The organism is Rhizobium sp. PvP014 (assembly GCF_017876855.1).
Lineage (GTDB): Bacteria > Pseudomonadota > Alphaproteobacteria > Rhizobiales > Rhizobiaceae > Neorhizobium > Neorhizobium soli.
On record NZ_JAGIOT010000001.1, the window covers coordinates 930,417 to 947,106 of the forward strand.

The following is a 16,690-nucleotide window of genomic DNA, read 5'->3' on the forward strand; positions in this document are numbered from 1 at the left end:
GTCGAGCTTAAGCAGGCCGCCGGTCAGTTCCGGGCTAATACCCGCCGGATCGCTCGTCGCCAACGAGACGATCGGACGGTCATCGTGTTGCATATCGGTGGACAGAGTTTCTTTCGATTGAAGGCCGGTCATAGAACCGTGACGGCTTTGCCATGCTGATTGATGATAATCCTTTCCTTAGTTGAGGCGCAAGCCGGCGTCGTTGTCGAAGAGGTGCAGCTTTTGAACATCCGGCATGACGCGGATGATCTCGCCGGGCCGCGCCGTGATACGATCCCGGAAGAGGCAGGTAATTTCAGTATTGTTCGCCCGCGCGACAACCTGGGTCTCCGATCCGGTCGGCTCGACGACGACAATCTCCATCGGCATACCCTCGCCGGACATGATCAAGTGCTCGGGACGGAAGCCATACCGTGCCGGCCGGCCCGAGGAGCCCGACGGCGCATTGGCGATCGGGAACGTTAGGTCGCCGAAGGCGAAACCGGAGGATTCGATGCGGCCTTCCAGAACGTTCATGGAAGGCGAGCCGATGAAGCCGGCAACGAACAAATTGGCCGGCCGGTCATAAAGCTCGAGCGGTGCGCCGACCTGTTCGATGATGCCACCATGCATGACGACGATCTTGTCTGCCATGGTCATCGCTTCGATCTGGTCATGGGTGACGTAAATCGTCGTGGTTTTCAGGCGCTGGTGCATCGCCTTAATCTCGGTGCGCATCTGCACGCGTAGCTTTGCATCGAGATTGGAGAGTGGCTCGTCGAACAGGAAGACCTGCGGATCCCGAACGATGGCGCGGCCCATGGCTACGCGCTGGCGCTGGCCGCCGGAAAGCTGGCGCGGATGGCGTTCGAGTAGCTTGTCGAGGCTAAGGATCTCGGCAGCCTTTTTGACCTTCTCGGCAATCTCAGCTTTGGGCAGGCCCTTGAGCTGAAGTGAAAAACCCATGTTTTCGGCCACCGTCATATGCGGGTACAGCGCATAGTTCTGGAAGACCATGGCAATGTCTCGGTCTTTCGGCGGCACATTGTTTACCACTCGGCCACCGATGCTGATATCGCCGCCGGTGATGCTTTCCAGCCCGGCGATCATGCGCAGCAGAGTCGACTTTCCGCAGCCCGAAGGGCCGACGAGCGTGACGAACTCCCCGTCCTCGACGTCGACCGAGATCCCGTGGATCGCCGCGACCGCGCCATACGATTTCTTGACATTGCGAATGCTGACGTCAGCCATGATCTACTCCCATTATTGCAGTCGAAGTGGCGGCGACACGGCATCGCGTCCGCCGCCCTCTCCTCAAGCGGATTTGCGCAGTGTGGTGGCGGTCCGACCGCGGATGCCTGCCGGCATCGCATCGCCGTGGGCCTCGATCAGTTCGTCGACCATGGCGCGGATGTCCTTGATTGACAGCACGCTTGTCGCATGGCGGTCGAGCATGGCGGCGCGATGCACTTGGTCACGATCGCCGTTGAGCGCTGCCTTTACGGTCAGGTCCTGAACGTAGACATGTGGGGCGCAGTACCCGGCAAGCTCAGGCGGCAACGAGCCGGCATTGCAGGCGCGCATGCCGCTCTTGTCGACGACGACTGGAACCTCGACGCAGCATCCGTCCGGAAGGTTGTCGATCAGGCCATCGTTGCGGACGTTGCCGTAGATCAACTGCGGTTTGCCGGTCGCCATCGCATGAATGATCAGCGAACCGTATTCGCGCGAGCGCTCCAGCGGGAAGGTCTCTCCCGCCAAGAGCTTGCGGCGGGTCTCGGCATAGCGACCAAGGTTGCGAACGCTACGACGGATGTACTCATCAACTGGAACGTCGTACGCGGCGATATCTGCTTCGCTCTTCAGGAAATAGGGCGTGTATTCCGCATTGTGCTCGCTGGACTCGCTGATGAAGCGGCCGAAGGAACGCATCAGTTCGAAGCGGACCTTGTCCTTGGCAAAGATTTCCGGATTCTCCATGGCCGCCCAGAGCCGGGGATAGGCATCCTCGTCGTCGATCTTGAGTTTCAGGAACCAGGTCATGTGGTTGATGCCGGCGCAATCGTAGGACAAGCTTTCGACCGGGACGTCGAGATAGGATGCGAGCTCATGCGCGGTGTTCTGCACGTTGTGGCAGAGGCCAATCACCTTCTGCTCCGGATAGGCTTCGTAGACGGCCTGGGTCAGGATGCTCATCGGGTTGGTGTAGTTGAGCAGGACCGCGTCCGGGCAGAGTTCGCGCATGTCGGCGACGAGATCCAGCATGAACGGAATGGTGCGCAGGCCGCGGAACATGCCGCCGATGCCGAGGCTGTCTGCGATGGTCTGCTTGAGGCCGTATTTGCGCGGGATTTCGAAATCCAGCAGCGTCGCCTCGTGCATGCCGATCTGTACCATGTTGATGACGAAATCCGCATCCTTCAATGCAGCCCGCCGGTCGAGATGTTCTTCGATGACCGGGTTCGCGTCGAACTGCGCCGCCGTCCAGCGGGTCATCATGCCCGCCGTCTCCAGCCGCTCCTGGTCGATGTCGTGGAGCGTGATGGTGACATCGCGGAGTTCCGGGAAATCAAGAATGTCGGTCAGCAGATTCTTGACGAAGACGACGCTGCCGGCGCCGATCATGGCAACTTTCAACATAGGTAGTCCTTTCACGTAGAATTCAAATTTGCATCGCCACCAAGTCTTGTGAGCCGGCTTACTTGAGGCCCGTTCCGGCAATGCCCTGGATCAGTTGGCGCTGGAAAAACACGAAAATGACGAGCATCGGCACTAGGGACAAAAGCGCGATGGACATGATGTCCGTCCATTCGGTGTTGTACTGGCCCTTGAGCAGGTTGAGGCCGAGCTGGACGGTGTACATCTCCTGATCAGTGAGCATGACCAAGGGCATTACGAAGTCGTTCCACCGCCACATGAAGGTGAAGATGATCAGCACCGCGATAATCGGCTTGGACAACGGCAGGACGATCTTGCGAAAGATCGTGAGCTCGCTGGCGCCATCAAGCCGCGCGGCCTCGATCAACTCGTCCGGGATCGACACCATGAACTGGCGTACCATGAAGATGCCGAAAGCTTCGGCAGCACGCGGCAGGATCACGCCCCAGTAGGAATTAAGCAGCCCAAGCTCGGACACGACGAAGAAAAGCGGGACGATGATGACCTGGACCGGTATCATCAGGGCGCTCAGCACCGCCAGAAACAGCACGTCGCGTCCGGCGAACCTGAACTTTGCGAAGGCATAACCGCACAGCAGGTTGATGGTGACGGTGATCGCCACTGCCACCACGGCGATGACGGTCGAGTTCCAGAACCAATGCAGGAACGGCATATGCGCCAGCGCGTCGGCGAAGTTCTGCCAGACCCATCCCGTGGGCATTAGGCTGACGTCAGGGATGAAGATCTGATCCTTTGGCCTGACTGCCGTCACGAACATCCAGTAGATCGGAAAGATCATGATGACGGCGCCAAACGCCATGAGAACCCAAAGACCGATCGTTTCCAGCCGCTTTTTCGTCGGAGTAGTTGTGGTGACCATCATGGCCGTGGTCTCCTACACAAATTCTTCGGTCCGCTTGTTCACGCGCCACTGCAGCAGAGTGAACAGGAGGATCAGAAGGAAGAGGACGATACCCATGGCGCTCGCATAACCCATTTCGGATGTCGCGAATGCCGACTGGTAGATGTATTGGACGATCATCGTCGTCGAGAAACCTGGACCACCACCCGTCATCACGAAGATCAGGTCGAAGACCTGGAAGGAATGGATGACGTTGAGGATGAGCAGCAGGAATGTCGTGGGACGCAGGAGCGGCCATGTGACGTGGCGAAACTGCTGAAGGCGGGTGGCGCCGTCGATTGACGCGGCCTCGTAATAGGTCGGCGAAATCGACTGCAGCGCCGCCAGATAGACGACCATACAGAATCCAACGCGCGTCCACAGCGTCGTGATGATGATCGACGGCAGGGCCCAGCTTGTGGTCGAAAGCCAGGCGACCGGCTGGATCCCAACGAGCTTCAGCAAAGCGTTGATGACGCCGTAATGGTCGTTGAACAGCCAGGCTGCGATGATCGCCGTCGCAACGCTCGACACGACGACGGGGAGAAAGTAGATGCTGCGCAAGAACGTGCGGGCATAGAGATCACGGTTGAGGCCGACGGCAAGCAACAGGCCAATGGCGAGGCTCGTCGGCACGGTTGCCACAGAATAGATGACGGTATTCTTCATCGCCTGCCAGAACTGGTAGTCGGTCAGGAGGCGAGTGTAGTTTTCCGCGCCGATATAGAACGGTTCATCGATCAGGGACCATTCGTGCACGCTGATAAAAGCCGCATAGAGAAGCGGAAAGAAGATGAAGACCGAAAATAGAACGAGATTGGGCGCGATGAACAGATAGGGCGTCAGTCGCGGCCGGAAGGATGCCCACCAGCCGGAAAACCGGCTGGTGGCAGTCTCGTTCATTGCCTTCTCAAGGGATATTGAGGTGGGGGCCATGACCTGCATTCGCTTTGATAAGATTTCAGGGGTTTAACGATTCGTTCAGGCCCGCAGCAGAAGCCGCTCGATATGGGCTTGGATATTCTCGGCTGTCTGCTCCGCAGACTGGCCGGATGTAAAAGCCAGATCGAGCTCGTCGGCCATCTTGGGGTTGAACCTGCCCCAGTTGGGATGGATGACCGTGCTGACGAGATGTTCGGGAATGGTCTTCGTCTGCTCTACGAAGACCTTCATCTCATTCGGCCGCAGAGAGAACTCGATCCCCTTGTCCACAATCGACGTGCGCACCGGCAGAAGCTGGGCCGTATTGACGAAGCTGCGCATGTTTTCCTCGTTGACGAGGAATTTGACAAACTCGGCGGCCAATTCTGGCGTCTTGCTATCGCGGGAAACCGCGACGCAGGTGCCGCCGAGATCGTCGGCCATTGCGACGTCACGCGGCAGGTAGGTGACGCCCCATTTGGCCTTCATCTGCTGCTCGACGAAGGGAATCTGCCAATTGCCGTTCAGCATCATGGCGATCGTGCCGTTGGCGAACAGGTTCTGCACCTTCTCGGCGCTCTTGACCGAGGTGCTGGGCGGAACCATTCCTTCGGTGAACCAGCTCTGTGTCCATGCAATCGTCTCGATGCCGGCCTTCTCGGTGATGCGGGAGGCCGTCAGGTCCTCGCTCAGCAAGCGCCCGCCATGCTGGTAGAGATAGAACATCCAGCGATGCACGGCGCCGTTCTGCCAGCTCATGGCGAACGGATAGGATGAGCCGCCCTGCGTCTTGAGCTTTTTGGCGTTGTCGATGAACGCCGCCCATGTCCAAGCTTCGTCGAGGCTGGACGGTACCGCGATATTGGCCTTTTCCAGCAGTTCCTCGTTGTAGAACAGGGCAAACGTATCGGTGTGATGCGGCAGCGCGTAGGGAGTGCCCTTGACGTTGACGGCGCTCCAGACGGCAGGTGTGAAGCCCTTGCCGAAGTCCTTCTCGAGATACTGCGTAAGGTCGATGGCGGCCTTGTTGCTCGCGTATCGCCCGATCTGCTGATAGGTCACGCGGAAGAGGTCGGGCGCCTGGCGGCCCGCAAGGCGCGTATCGACCTGCTGGTAGAATTGCGCGAACGGCATCACATCAAGCTTGACCTTGACGCCGGGATTGGCGCTTTCAAATTTGGCGATCACGTTCCTGTAGCCAGCAACTTCTGAATCGCCGCCCCAGACGGCAAATGTCAGCTGTTTTTCCTGTGCAAGCGCCGGCATGCCGAGCGCGCCGGTCACAAGCCCCGCGCCGAGACCCGCGCCGGTCTTCAAAATGGTACGTCGATTGATAAATTGCGTCATGTCTTCCTCCCATGAGTGTCAATTTCCAACGCCTCCCTCGACACACATGCCGGGAAGGCATGTTTTCAGTTGTGCGGCATTCCCTCCGAATCGACCTCCGTTCCACCGCACGATTCGCGCACAAGTAGCCTAACGGGCAGCAGATGATCCTGCCGCCCTTCCTTCCTATCGATTGCATCTATGACCGCTTGCATTGCCAGCTTCCCGAGCTCCTCCCGGGAGCTGTCGACTGTTGTCAACGTCGGGGCAGTAAAGCCACCGAAGGCAATGCCATCGAAACCGACGACGGCGAAATCATCCGGCACCCTCAGCCCGCGCTTGCGCAATCCATGCAAAGCGCCGATCGCGAGCCGGTCGTTATAGGCGAAGAGAGCCGTCGGCGGGACGTCAAGCGCCAGGATGCGGTCAAGGGCGAGGACGCCGCCTGACAGCGAATTCTCGGTCATCACAACGAGATCTTCATCGAATGGCAGACCAGCCTCGGAAAGCGCATGCAGATAGCCATCGATACGGTCGTGTCCGCCATGCGAACTTCGCAACGCCTGTGTAAAGTGTGCGATGCGCCGATGTCCAAGCGAAATGAGGTGGCGGGTGGCGATATATCCACCTCTCTCAAGATCGACGCGGACGCTTTGAATTCCCGGTGCGGGGCTAGGCTCCTGCAGCACGACAACGCCGACACCGCGCTTTACGAGAGCAGGTAGTTCCGGAGCAGCGCAGTTATTGTGTCCTGCGACGATGATCCCGTCGTAAGCCGCCCCTTGCAACAAGAGCGCAGTGTGAAACTCGCTCAGTTCGTTGCGGGACGAAATGATCGTGACCGAATATCCGCGCAAACTGGCTTCCGCTTGCGCCGCACTCGCGATCTCTAGGAAGTACGGATTCTCCAAGGTCGGCAGAATGAAAGTGATGATCTTGGTGCTGCGCTGCCGCAGGCTTCTGGCGGCATGATTGGGCGTGTAGCCCAACTGGGCAGCGGCGGACATCACGCGTTCCCGTGTCTCCGGAGAAATGCGCACGGCACTATCCCGGCCATTGAGCACGAGGGAAATGGTCGCTTGGGAGACACCCGCGAGGCGTGCGACATCAGCGCTTGTCGGTGCAGCGGCGGCCGAATGTTCACCCGTGGACTTGCGGTTCATCGCGGACCCTACACTTGCTAAATCGTATTAGCTAATACGTATTAGCTCGAGCTACGGACTGTCAAGCCCGCACATGGAGGCGAAAACAATCGCATCGTCGCGTCCTTTCTGGAAGGGAATAGGTGACCGTCGGAGGTAGCTTTTGTTGCCTTCAGCGTATGGGAGATCCGCTTCACGGTCTCGCCTACAGCGGGATGCTGAGGAGGCTCCGGACCCAATGGCTTTGCATGATCTTGAAAAAGCCCGTCCCCAGTAAGTGGCTCCTTCAAATCGAGAGCTATATGGTAGGGTCACTTGCAGCTGGGAGGATCGACGAGCAAACGTTCCTCGCCTCCGTTGCTGCGGCCACGTTCAGGTTTCTGCGAGGGCGCGATACGCTCGTGCGCCAACACACCCACCGTTCGACGGGTCTTGCACGATTTATTGTGCTAGCAACGTGATCATGACGTGGGTAATGGCTTGAGCTTAGAGCGGCGGCAGCGTTCAGAACAGTACTTCACGTCGCTCCAGTTCTTGGCCCACTTCAGCCTCCATGCAAAAGGTTTTCCGCATGTCGCACACGTTTTTATCGGCAGATCCGCTTTCTTGACCATTCTCGCCATATGGATCCTCTCCTATTCAACGTGTTTACGAAATGCGAACGAACCACTCGCCGCTCAGTTACCGAAGTGGCAATTCCACGAGCCCTACCCTATCTGGGGAAGCGCTCAGCGATTGGAAGCACCCGACTTCAACCTCTTTTCATGTCCGCTCGAGCTATTTCTGTTCACTTTACGTTCCGCCTGCCCTATGACAGGCGGGTTTGCCATGTTTGAGACAGTGGATGATCAACCGATCGACTTTTGAATTTCTAGAGGAAGCCTCCAGTAATCACGGCGCCGAGTGGCTCGACGACAACCGAGCTAGACTTGATTGCGCGCGCCGCGACTTAATTGAATTCACCCTAGCGTTAGCTAATAGCACAGGGTCGATCGACGAGCGCGTAGATGAGGCCAACCGAGATCCCCGCAAATGTTTGAGTGCCGCGTCTATCTCGAAAGGCACCTGCTGCATCACGTTGCGAGTTTCGCCTTCGAAGAACGCAGCCGCGACATATTACATGCAAATCTCTCCGCACAGCTCATACAGCGGAGGCGGAGCGCTGCTACCCCCGCCACGGCTTGCCCGCATTTTGCGGCAAACAATCGCAAGCCACACCGGCAAATGGAGAGGGATCGTCGAGGGTCCATTATTTCGGACATATTTCCCAAATGGTCTGACGGGCGGTCATGATTTGAGCGCCAGCGGGTACGTCAGAAATCACGACGCGCTCGACTTTTTCAATCTCAAAAACTTCGGAGCCTGTCGCAACGTTTCTGACGAGATGCTCGTGTCCTCCAATCTTGTCGAGGAAATAGTAAAATCATTCGCCGCTGCCCGCGCGCTGGTCGATTACATCAATCGGGCAACGACTAAGCTCCCCGAGTCTCGATAACCGGAAGGCTCTTACGCGCAAACTTACTGACCCGAAGCTTATAGAGATGAAAAAGTAGGCTCGCGACTATCAGCACGGTCGGGATGTGCTTGATCGGTTTCCTGTCATTGAGATTGTTTAGGACGCTAAAAAGGTGGCCGCAGACGTCTCGGCATTAGAGATTTTGCTTGCGAGCACTTATACGGTAGGGACCGGCTCTCTCCCCCATTACGACAGATTTCCAGGAAAGGGTGATCTCTCGTCGCGCAATCAAGGCATCAACCGCTTCATGGACGGCTGGCATGTAGTCACGCCACTCAAGCGGAGCGTTGTGATCATTTGCAAGGCTGCGCGCAACTTCGCTCGGGCACGTCGTCCCATCAGGTCGACTGACGACAAAACTTAAAATGGTCGATTCCGCATTCGCTCGCATGGCTCGTCCCCATTTAACTGAACTGTCTCGCGGGTCATTTGACAGTTACATTGTCTCAGCAAAGCATCAGGCAAGACCATCTCTGCGCAATATGTCTTACAGCGGTGGTGTTGCGCTGGACGGCTCCGTTTTGAATAAGCGAGAGAGCTACTTCGTTCAGGCAAAGCGATATGGAAAACCGTTCAACCATGCGGCGGCTTTTGACGCTGTCTCAGTTGCCGGGAAACGCAGCGGATCGTTACTCAAGATCTAACCGATGCGCCACCCCGTCATCGCAGAGGCTTTGGAGGCGCCATTGATTGTCAGCTTGGGATACTTGAGCCACTGCTCGATAGCAACAGTGGTGACGAACCTGAAGGCGTCATAGATGGTATTGCTGATCGGACTTGAGGCGAAAACCCGCGTCCGCGTCGCAGGCATCATGACCGGGACGCCGCTGCAGATCTCGACGTTGTCCGAATACGGGGTTGCCGAGCGCACGCCGGCCTTGGCTGCGGAAACCGCTCGGTTGCCGCCCTTGCCGCAACATGCCGGGTTCCAGGCGGAGCCGGTGACTGTTTCGCCTTTGCGCGGCCGTGCCGGACCGGACATTTGACGATGATGTCGTAATGCAGACTGCCGAAAACGACGACAGCGGGGCTGGGTGCGGTCTTAGAAATTTGTCTTTCCGTCTGGAGGCGACGGCCGCCATAGTCTTTTCTGGATTTTCCCAAAATTGCCTATTGCACATCACCGGTCGCCGAAGTCCCGCCGCCAGGCGCAAAAAAATGTAAACGCTCGTTTATTTGCTCCGCATCCGGCCAAATCAAAGCCTCTGACCAATCGCGCGCGCCGCCCTTCATATGGCTCAAAGGTTTTCCTTGAGTAGAATTTCGATGCGGATCTTTTCCTGTGCGGCGAGCGGCTCGCGAGCATCCGAGCGGGCGCGCATGATGCGAATTGCACTGCGCACCGCATGGCCCGGATCCTGTGCGATCACGGCATCGATACGGTCGTCCCGAAGCGCCTGTTCGGTGAAGGGCGTTCGTTCGTGGACAACCACGGCAATGCCGCCGAGATCGACGTTTCCGGCAGCAGCCAGGATCGGTACGCGAGCCTCTGCGCTCAGCACATAGATTCCGGAAACGTCGCGATTGCCGGCCAACACGCGGGCCATCACCTGCTGGCTACGTGCCTCGTCGGCGTGGGTTTCAATGGACGGCAGACAGGTCAGATGCGGAAAGGCACTGTTGATCACGTGGTCGAAGCCAAGGCGGCGCTGGATGCTGTCGAGCGACTGCATGGTTTCCGCGATCACCATGACCTTTCCCGGTTGGGGACCCGCAAGCATACCCATCAGCTTGCCCGCGGTCGCACCCGCCGCAAAGTTGTCGATACCAACGAAATCAGCCTCTGGCAGCTTTTCCTGCCCGGACAGGAATTGCACCACCTTGATGTTGCGCTGGAGAAGCCGCGCCATGGCGTCACGCACCTGAGGCGATTCAGGCGCCATGACGGCCACGCCGTCGACCTCCTCCTTGTCGAGGCTGGAGAGGAGCTTTGCCACGCCGTGCGCATCGTCGATCCCGATCTGGCGGTAGGCAATCTCGGTGAGGTCGCCCTTGAGCGCATCGGTCAGCTCTTCAACGTGCCGCAGGAGCTCCTTGAGGTATAGATCGCCGCTTGCCGGAAGCAGGAAGAGAAAGCGGTACACCTTGTTGCGGGCAAGGCTGACAGCCGCCGGATTTCGAACGAAGCCGATCCGCTCGATTGCGTCATTGACCAGCCGGGCGGCCTTCGGGCTCACATTCGGTCGTTCGTTCAAGACACGATCGACCGTTGCAAGGCTGACGCCTGCAGCCTCGGCCAGATCCTTCGCTGTTGGACGCATGACGACTTCCCAATGATTTCCGCCTTCCAGAGCTTTTCCTTCAAAACATCAGCAAACGCAAGAATTGATGTGCGCACCTCAAAAATCACTTGCTTTGAGGTGCGCACATCAATTAGCCTCCATCTGGGTTCGGGAGAGGCATCCATTACACCCCGTTCCGCTGGAGGAGGCCGGCCAGAGATTAGGGTCCGGAGCCGGCATTTGGCCCGCAAGGGCGTTTCGCCATCCGCAGGAGACCGGACGGCGCTGGGAGGATGACATGATGAAATCGCTTTACGTGAAAGGTCTGCTTGCTGCCGGAACGGTCGCCTGTTCGATGGGTTTCGGCACTATGATGGCGCATGCCGACGAAAAGGAACTGACGCTCTGCTGGGCCGCATGGGACCCGGCAAACGCACTCGTCGAACTCAGCAAGGGCTTCGAGGCGTCGTCCGGCATCAAGATGAAATTCGAGTTCGTCCCGTGGCCGAACTTCGCCGACCGCATGCTCAACGAACTCAACTCGGGCGGAAAGCTCTGCGATCTGATGATCGGCGACAGCCAGTGGATCGGCGGCGCCGCCGAGAACGGTTGGTATGTGAAGCTCAACGAGTTCTTCGACAAGGAAGGCATCAAGATGGATGCCTTCGTTCCGGCAACCGTCACGGGTTATTCCGAATGGCCGAAGAACACCCCGAACTACTGGTCGCTGCCAGCCTTCGGGGACGTGGTCGGCTGGACCTACCGCAAGGACTGGTTCGAGCGGCCCGAAATTAAGACCGCCTTCAAGGAAAAGTTCGGTCGCGACCTGACGCCGCCCGCAACCTTCGACGAACTGAAGCAGGTCGCCGAATTCTTCCAGGGCCGCAAGATCGATGGCAAGACCGTCTACGGCGCCTCGATCTATACCGAACGTGGCTCTGAAGGCATCACGATGGGCGTGATGGACGTGCTCTACAGCTATGGCTTCAAGTACGAAAATCCGGAAAAGCCCTACGACATGAAAGGCTTCGTCGATTCCGAAGGCGCCGTGAAGGGCCTCGAATTCTACAAGTCGCTCTATGACTGCTGCGTCGCACCGGGCACGTCCAACACGTACATGGGGGAAGGCATCGACGCCTACAAGTCGGGCCAGGTCGCCATGCAGATGAACTTCGCCTTCACCTGGCCGGGGTTCGAGGCTGATCCGAATGTCGGCGGCGGAAAGACCGGCTATCTCGTCAATCCCGCAGGCCCCGGTGGCGGGAAGTTCGCCCAGCTCGGCGGCCAGGGCATTTCGGTCGTCGCCAACACCGACAACATGGCCGGCGCACTGGGCTACATCAAATGGTTCGCCCAGAAGGACGTGCAGGACAAATGGTGGTCCATGGGCGGCTTCTCGTGCCTTCGCGCCGTGGTCGAAGACCCGAATTTTGCCAAGAGCCAGCCCTATGCGCAGACCTTCCTCGACAGCATGGCGATCGTGAAGGACTTCTGGGCCGAGCCGTCCTATGCGACGCTGCTGCAGGCATCGCAGAAGCGGTTCCACGACTATGTCGTCGCTGGCAATGGCACCGCGAAGGAAGCGCTGGACGGGTTGATTGCCGACTGGACGGAAACGTTCGAGGACGAAGGCAAGCTCTGACACAAGAAGAGCCTGCCTCCCGGCCCTGATCCGGGGGCAGTGTCTCTGATCTTTCCCCCGGCAACGCCGGGGGAGAGCCAAAGCCAAGCGTTGCCGCCTGCACGTCTTTAGAAACCCAGCCTGCCAGCACAACCCGTGCTTTGCCTTGTTGCCTCACGGGCTACGGCACCGCATGCGGCTGCCCTTGGAAACGCCACACGGATCCGGACGATGACCGACACACCCGCAGACCGCCTCGCCCGTGCGACGCCACAACCGGTTGCAAAACGCATCCGGGGCTTAAGCGACAGGGCCATCGCCTGGATCTTCGTGGCACCCACGATCTTCCTGCTTCTGTCGGTCAACATATTTCCGCTGATCTGGACGATCCGCCTGTCCTTTACGAACTTTGCCGCGAACAAGCCGAACGCGGAGGTAAAGTGGGTCGGATTGCGCAACTACACGCGCATCCTCACTGACGCCGATACCTGGGCGAACATGCAGACGACCGCCCATTTCCTCATCTGGACGATCACCTTCCAGGTGCTGATCGGCTTCTCCCTGGCATGGCTGATCAACCGCAAGTTCAAGGGCAACGACCTGGTGACGACACTAATCGTCATCCCGATGATGCTCTCGCCCGCCGTGGTCGGCAACTTCTGGACCTTCCTCTACCAGCCGCAGATCGGCCTCGTGAACTACGCCGTCGAATTCCTGACCGGCATTCCCGCCGACAGCTTCTCGATGCTTGGCCCCGGCGGCTGGGCGCGCTGGGCGATCGTGATTGTCGACACCTGGATGTGGACGCCCTTCGTCATGCTGATCTGCCTCGCCGGTCTGCGCTCCATCCCCGATTACATCTATGAAGCAGCGGAAGTCGACCGCGCATCGAAGTGGCGGCAGTTCTGGACGATCACGCTGCCAATGGCACTGCCATTCCTAATGCTTGCAGTCCTGTTCCGCGGCATCGAGAACTTCCGGATGTTCGACCTGGTGGTCCTCCTCACCGGCGGCGGGCCGGGGGACGAGACGCTGCTCGCCTCGATCGACCTCAAGCGCGAGGCCTTCGAGAAATGGCGGACCGGCTATTCCAGCGCCTATGCAATTGTCCTGTTCGTCACGGTATTCGGCCTCGCCTCCATCTACGTGAAGGCCCTGAACAAGGTTAAGGAACGATGAGCGCCCATTCCGTCACCGAACCGTCGCCTGCCTCGAAGTGGATTGCCGGCATCTTGGTCGGACTATATGCGGTGATCACGCTGATCCCGCTCATCTGGATCATTTCGACGAGCTTCAAGTCCGGCCCGGATTCGATCAGCTATCCGCCGAAGGTCGTCTTCGAGCCGACGCTTGAAGGCTACGTAAACCTCTTCACGACACAGTCGCGCCCCTCGGCGGAAGACCTCGCCAAACTGCCGGCACCCACCACGTGGTATGACAAGATCACACGGGAAAGGGGCATGATCATTTCGGGCCCGTCGCGCTTCGGGCAACGATTCCTGAACTCGGTCATCATCGGCTTTGGCTCGACATTCCTGTCGATCTTCCTCGGGACGCTGGCAGCCTACGCCTTCAGCCGCTTCAAGGTGCCGCTCAAGGATGACCTCCTGTTCTTCATCCTGTCGACACGCATGATGCCGCCGATCGCCGTCGCAATCCCGATTTACCTGATGTTCCGTCAGTTGGGGCTTTCGGATACGCACCTCGGCATGATCCTGCTTTATACGGCGGTCAACCTGTCGCTGTCGGTCTGGCTGCTCAAGGGATTTATTGACGAAATCCCGCGCGAATACGAAGAAGCGGCACTAATCGATGGCTATACCCGCTTCCAGGCCTTCTACAAAGTCGTCCTGCCGCAGGCGGCAACAGGCATCGCCTCGACCGCGATCTTCTGCCTGATCTTCGCCTGGAACGAATATGCTTTCGCAGTCCTGTTGACGAGCGGCAATGCCCAGACGGCGCCCCCCTTCATCCCGACCATCCTGTCGGTTGGCGGCGGTATCGACTGGCCGGCCGTTGCGGCTGCAGCGACACTGTTCCTGCTGCCCGTGATCATCTTCACCGTGCTGCTGCGCAAGCATCTGCTGCGCGGCATCACCTTCGGAGCCGTGCGCAAATGATGAACTTCCTTGCCCGCCTGCGCCGGTTCCGGCGACCCGAATGGGAGATGTTCGCCTCGGCGCTGATCGCGCTCGGCGTGATCATGCTCATGCAGCCGCTTTCGCTGACACTCTTTACCTTCTCCTTTCCGGTGACGCTGATCGGAACCGTCATGTTCATCGTCGTCAGTCATTTTCCGGAGTGAGTCATGGCCCAGATTCGCGTTGAAAACCTGCGCAAGGACTTCGGTGCCTTCAATGCGGTGAAGTCGTCCTCCTTCACCGTCGAGGATGGAGAGTTCTTCATGCTGCTCGGCCCGTCCGGCTGCGGCAAGACGACGACGCTGCGGATGATGGCCGGCCTTGAACTGCCGACCAGTGGCGAGATCTATATCGGCGGCGAAGAGGTCGGCATGAAGCGCGCGAGCGAGCGCGACATCGCCTTCGTCTTTCAGATGTTTGCGCTTTATCCGCACATGAACGTGCGCAAGAACATCTCCTATCCCCTGGTCAGCCAGGGCATAGCGCGCTCGGAAGTCGATCGCCGCGTGGCGGAAGTCGTCCGTATCCTGCAGATTGAATCCATCCTCGACAAACCGGTCGGCGGGCTTTCGGGCGGCGACCGCCAGCGCGTCGCACTCGGCCGTGCGATCGTGCGCCAGCCGAAGGCCTTCTTCATGGATGAGCCCCTCGGGGCGCTCGATGCGGAGTTCCGTGAGCATATGGCGGAGGAGCTGCGCGCCCTGCATGACCGCATGGGGGCGACCACCGTTTATGTCACCCACGACCAGCTGGAAGCCATGCAGATGGGCGACAAGATTGTCGTCATGAACCATGGCGTGATCGAACAATTCGGCAAGCCCCAGCAGATCTATGACTGGCCGGCAACCAAGTTCGTGGCGAAATTCATCGGCTCGCCGCCGATGTCGTTCCTGGAATTCGAAGGTGCGATCGACGACGGGGGCAACGCGGTGACGATCGGTGGATCCCGCATCGAGGTTCCCAAATCCCGCGAAGGCCGCAAGGGTGCGCTCACGCTCGGCGTCAGGCCGGAACATGTCCACCTGTCGGACGAAGCCGGTCTTCGCGGACGGGTGGCAGCCGTCGAATATCTCGGCACCACACAGATCGTCACGATCGAGACGGCCCATGGAGAGATCAAGGCGCGGACGGCGTCGAGCGATGCCATCCGGACGGATGTTCCCGTCGGGCTTGAATTCGATCGCCGCTCACTCACCCTGTTTGATGCGAACAGCGGGATCGCACTGGTGTCCGAAGCCAATGAAGGAGTTCTCACCCGTGGCTGAAGTCGTCCTTTCCAGCATCCGCAAGTCGTTTGGCGCCACCCGCGCGCTCGACGACGTGGTGATGACCGTACCGGACGGCGCCTTCGTGGTGCTTCTCGGTCCGACCGGAGCCGGCAAGAGCACGCTGCTGCGCCTGGTCTCGGGCCTCGACACGCAGGACAGCGGCGACATCAGGATTGCCGGACAGTCCATGGCCGGGCTGACGCCGGCACAGCGCAATGTCGCGATGGTCTTCCAGCAATATTCCCTCTACCCGCACATGACGGTGCGGCAGAACCTCGAATTTCCGCTGAAGTCGCCGCTGTTGCGCACGCCGCAGGCGGTGATCGACCAGAAGGTGAAGGCAATCGCCGAGGTCCTGCAGATCGCCCACAAGCTGGACAACCGGGCAACGGCCCTTTCGGGCGGCGAGATGCAGCGCGTGTCGATCGGCCGGGCGCTGGTCCGCAATCCGCAGATCTATCTCATGGATGAGCCGCTGAGCTCGCTCGATGCGAAACTCCGCGCCGACCTTCGGGTCGAACTGAAGAACATCCAGGCCCGGTCCGGCGCCACCTTCCTCTACGTGACGCATGACCAGATCGAGGCGATGACCATGGCAACCCATGTCGGCGTGCTCAAGGAAGGACGCCTCGTGCAGTTCGGTTCGCCGCGCGAGATCTACGAAGCGCCGGTCAGCATCTATGCCGCGACCCGGCTTGGCCAGCCGCGCATCAACGTGCTCCCCGCACACCTCTTCCCCGGAGCAGTGGCGGGGGCCCATACGATCGGGCTTCGGCCCGAGCATATTCTCCAGGGAGAAGGGCAGGAAGCCAAGGTGGTCCGGGTGGAACATCTCGGCGACCAGACGCGTCTTCATCTCACACTTGGAGAATATCCGATCATCACCGTCACCGATGCCCACACCGCCCTCAAGGGCGGCGACATCATCAAAATCCAGCCGCACCAGCCGATCTATTTCGATGCGGCCGGAATGCGTCTCGTCTAAGGGAGGGTCT

15 protein-coding genes and 1 pseudogene are annotated in these 16,690 nt (G+C 59.1%); 7 read left to right on the forward strand and 9 right to left on the reverse strand.

The genetic code is table 11. The features are described 5' to 3' along the window. Positions 1 to 177: 177 nt before the first annotated feature. From ugpC to J3A65_RS04200, 7 genes are all read right to left on the reverse strand, one after another. A complete protein-coding gene (ugpC, locus tag J3A65_RS04170) occupies positions 178 to 1,230 on the reverse strand; it encodes a sn-glycerol-3-phosphate ABC transporter ATP-binding protein UgpC (RefSeq protein ID WP_192078336.1) in 1,053 nt (350 codons plus the stop codon). Between the two features lie 63 nt (positions 1,231 to 1,293). After that, a complete protein-coding gene (locus J3A65_RS04175) occupies positions 1,294 to 2,619 on the reverse strand; it encodes an alpha-glucosidase/alpha-galactosidase (RefSeq protein WP_062577716.1) in 1,326 nt (441 codons plus the stop codon). A gap of 58 nt (positions 2,620 to 2,677) precedes the next feature. Continuing rightward, entirely contained in the window at positions 2,678 to 3,520 is an 843-nt protein-coding gene (locus J3A65_RS04180; protein ID WP_092662762.1) for a carbohydrate ABC transporter permease, read from the reverse strand. 12 nt (positions 3,521 to 3,532) lie between these two features. Next, on the reverse strand, positions 3,533 to 4,441 hold the full coding sequence (locus J3A65_RS04185; RefSeq protein ID WP_199864866.1) for a sugar ABC transporter permease: 909 nt from the start codon (positions 4,439 to 4,441) through the stop codon (positions 3,533 to 3,535). A gap of 78 nt (positions 4,442 to 4,519) precedes the next feature. Beyond that, positions 4,520 to 5,806, reverse strand: a complete 1,287-nt coding sequence (locus J3A65_RS04190) for an extracellular solute-binding protein (RefSeq protein WP_209899682.1) — start codon at positions 5,804 to 5,806, stop codon at positions 4,520 to 4,522. A 65-nt stretch (positions 5,807 to 5,871) separates the two neighbouring features. Continuing rightward, the gene (locus tag J3A65_RS04195; RefSeq protein ID WP_209899684.1) at positions 5,872 to 6,948 is read right to left on the reverse strand and encodes a LacI family DNA-binding transcriptional regulator; all 1,077 of its coding nucleotides are present in this window, start codon (positions 6,946 to 6,948) and stop codon (positions 5,872 to 5,874) included. A gap of 440 nt (positions 6,949 to 7,388) precedes the next feature. After that, the gene (locus tag J3A65_RS04200; RefSeq protein WP_082471754.1) at positions 7,389 to 7,550 is read right to left on the reverse strand and encodes a DUF2256 domain-containing protein; all 162 of its coding nucleotides are present in this window, start codon (positions 7,548 to 7,550) and stop codon (positions 7,389 to 7,391) included. 221 nt (positions 7,551 to 7,771) lie between these two features. Here J3A65_RS04200 and J3A65_RS04205 point away from each other — a divergent pair, with 221 nt between their 5' ends. Further along, positions 7,772 to 8,422, forward strand: coding sequence for a DUF2461 family protein (locus J3A65_RS04205; protein WP_209899687.1), 651 nt, complete (start codon positions 7,772 to 7,774; stop codon positions 8,420 to 8,422). Positions 8,423 to 9,302: 880 nt separating this feature from the next. Here the strand turns inward: J3A65_RS04205 and J3A65_RS23300 are convergent. Further along, positions 9,303 to 9,493: pseudogene (locus J3A65_RS23300) on the reverse strand (ribokinase); the annotation flags it as partial. Positions 9,494 to 9,681: 188 nt separating this feature from the next. Then, a complete protein-coding gene (locus J3A65_RS04220) occupies positions 9,682 to 10,704 on the reverse strand; it encodes a LacI family DNA-binding transcriptional regulator (RefSeq protein ID WP_174197833.1) in 1,023 nt (340 codons plus the stop codon). 316 nt (positions 10,705 to 11,020) lie between these two features. Here J3A65_RS04220 and J3A65_RS04225 point away from each other — a divergent pair, with 316 nt between their 5' ends. From J3A65_RS04225 to J3A65_RS04250, 6 genes are all read left to right on the forward strand, one after another. Continuing rightward, positions 11,021 to 12,307: an extracellular solute-binding protein gene (locus tag J3A65_RS04225; protein ID WP_245341472.1), complete on the forward strand. Its 1,287-nt coding sequence runs from the start codon at positions 11,021 to 11,023 to the stop codon at positions 12,305 to 12,307. A gap of 210 nt (positions 12,308 to 12,517) precedes the next feature. Continuing rightward, complete coding sequence (locus J3A65_RS04230) at positions 12,518 to 13,465, forward strand: sugar ABC transporter permease (protein ID WP_209899699.1); 948 nt, start codon at positions 12,518 to 12,520, stop codon at positions 13,463 to 13,465. After that, positions 13,462 to 14,406: a carbohydrate ABC transporter permease gene (locus J3A65_RS04235; RefSeq protein WP_062577702.1), complete on the forward strand. Its 945-nt coding sequence runs from the start codon at positions 13,462 to 13,464 to the stop codon at positions 14,404 to 14,406. The genes J3A65_RS04230 and J3A65_RS04235 overlap by 4 nt, the downstream gene beginning before the upstream one ends. Next, a complete protein-coding gene (locus J3A65_RS04240; protein WP_174197835.1) occupies positions 14,403 to 14,591 on the forward strand; it encodes a hypothetical protein in 189 nt (62 codons plus the stop codon). Before J3A65_RS04235 ends, J3A65_RS04240 begins: the two co-directional genes overlap by 4 nt. 3 nt (positions 14,592 to 14,594) lie before the next feature. Further along, entirely contained in the window at positions 14,595 to 15,692 is a 1,098-nt protein-coding gene (locus tag J3A65_RS04245) for an ABC transporter ATP-binding protein (protein ID WP_209899702.1), read from the forward strand. Beyond that, entirely contained in the window at positions 15,685 to 16,680 is a 996-nt protein-coding gene (locus tag J3A65_RS04250; protein WP_209899705.1) for an ABC transporter ATP-binding protein, read from the forward strand. The genes J3A65_RS04245 and J3A65_RS04250 overlap by 8 nt, the downstream gene beginning before the upstream one ends. Positions 16,681 to 16,690 lie beyond the last annotated feature (10 nt).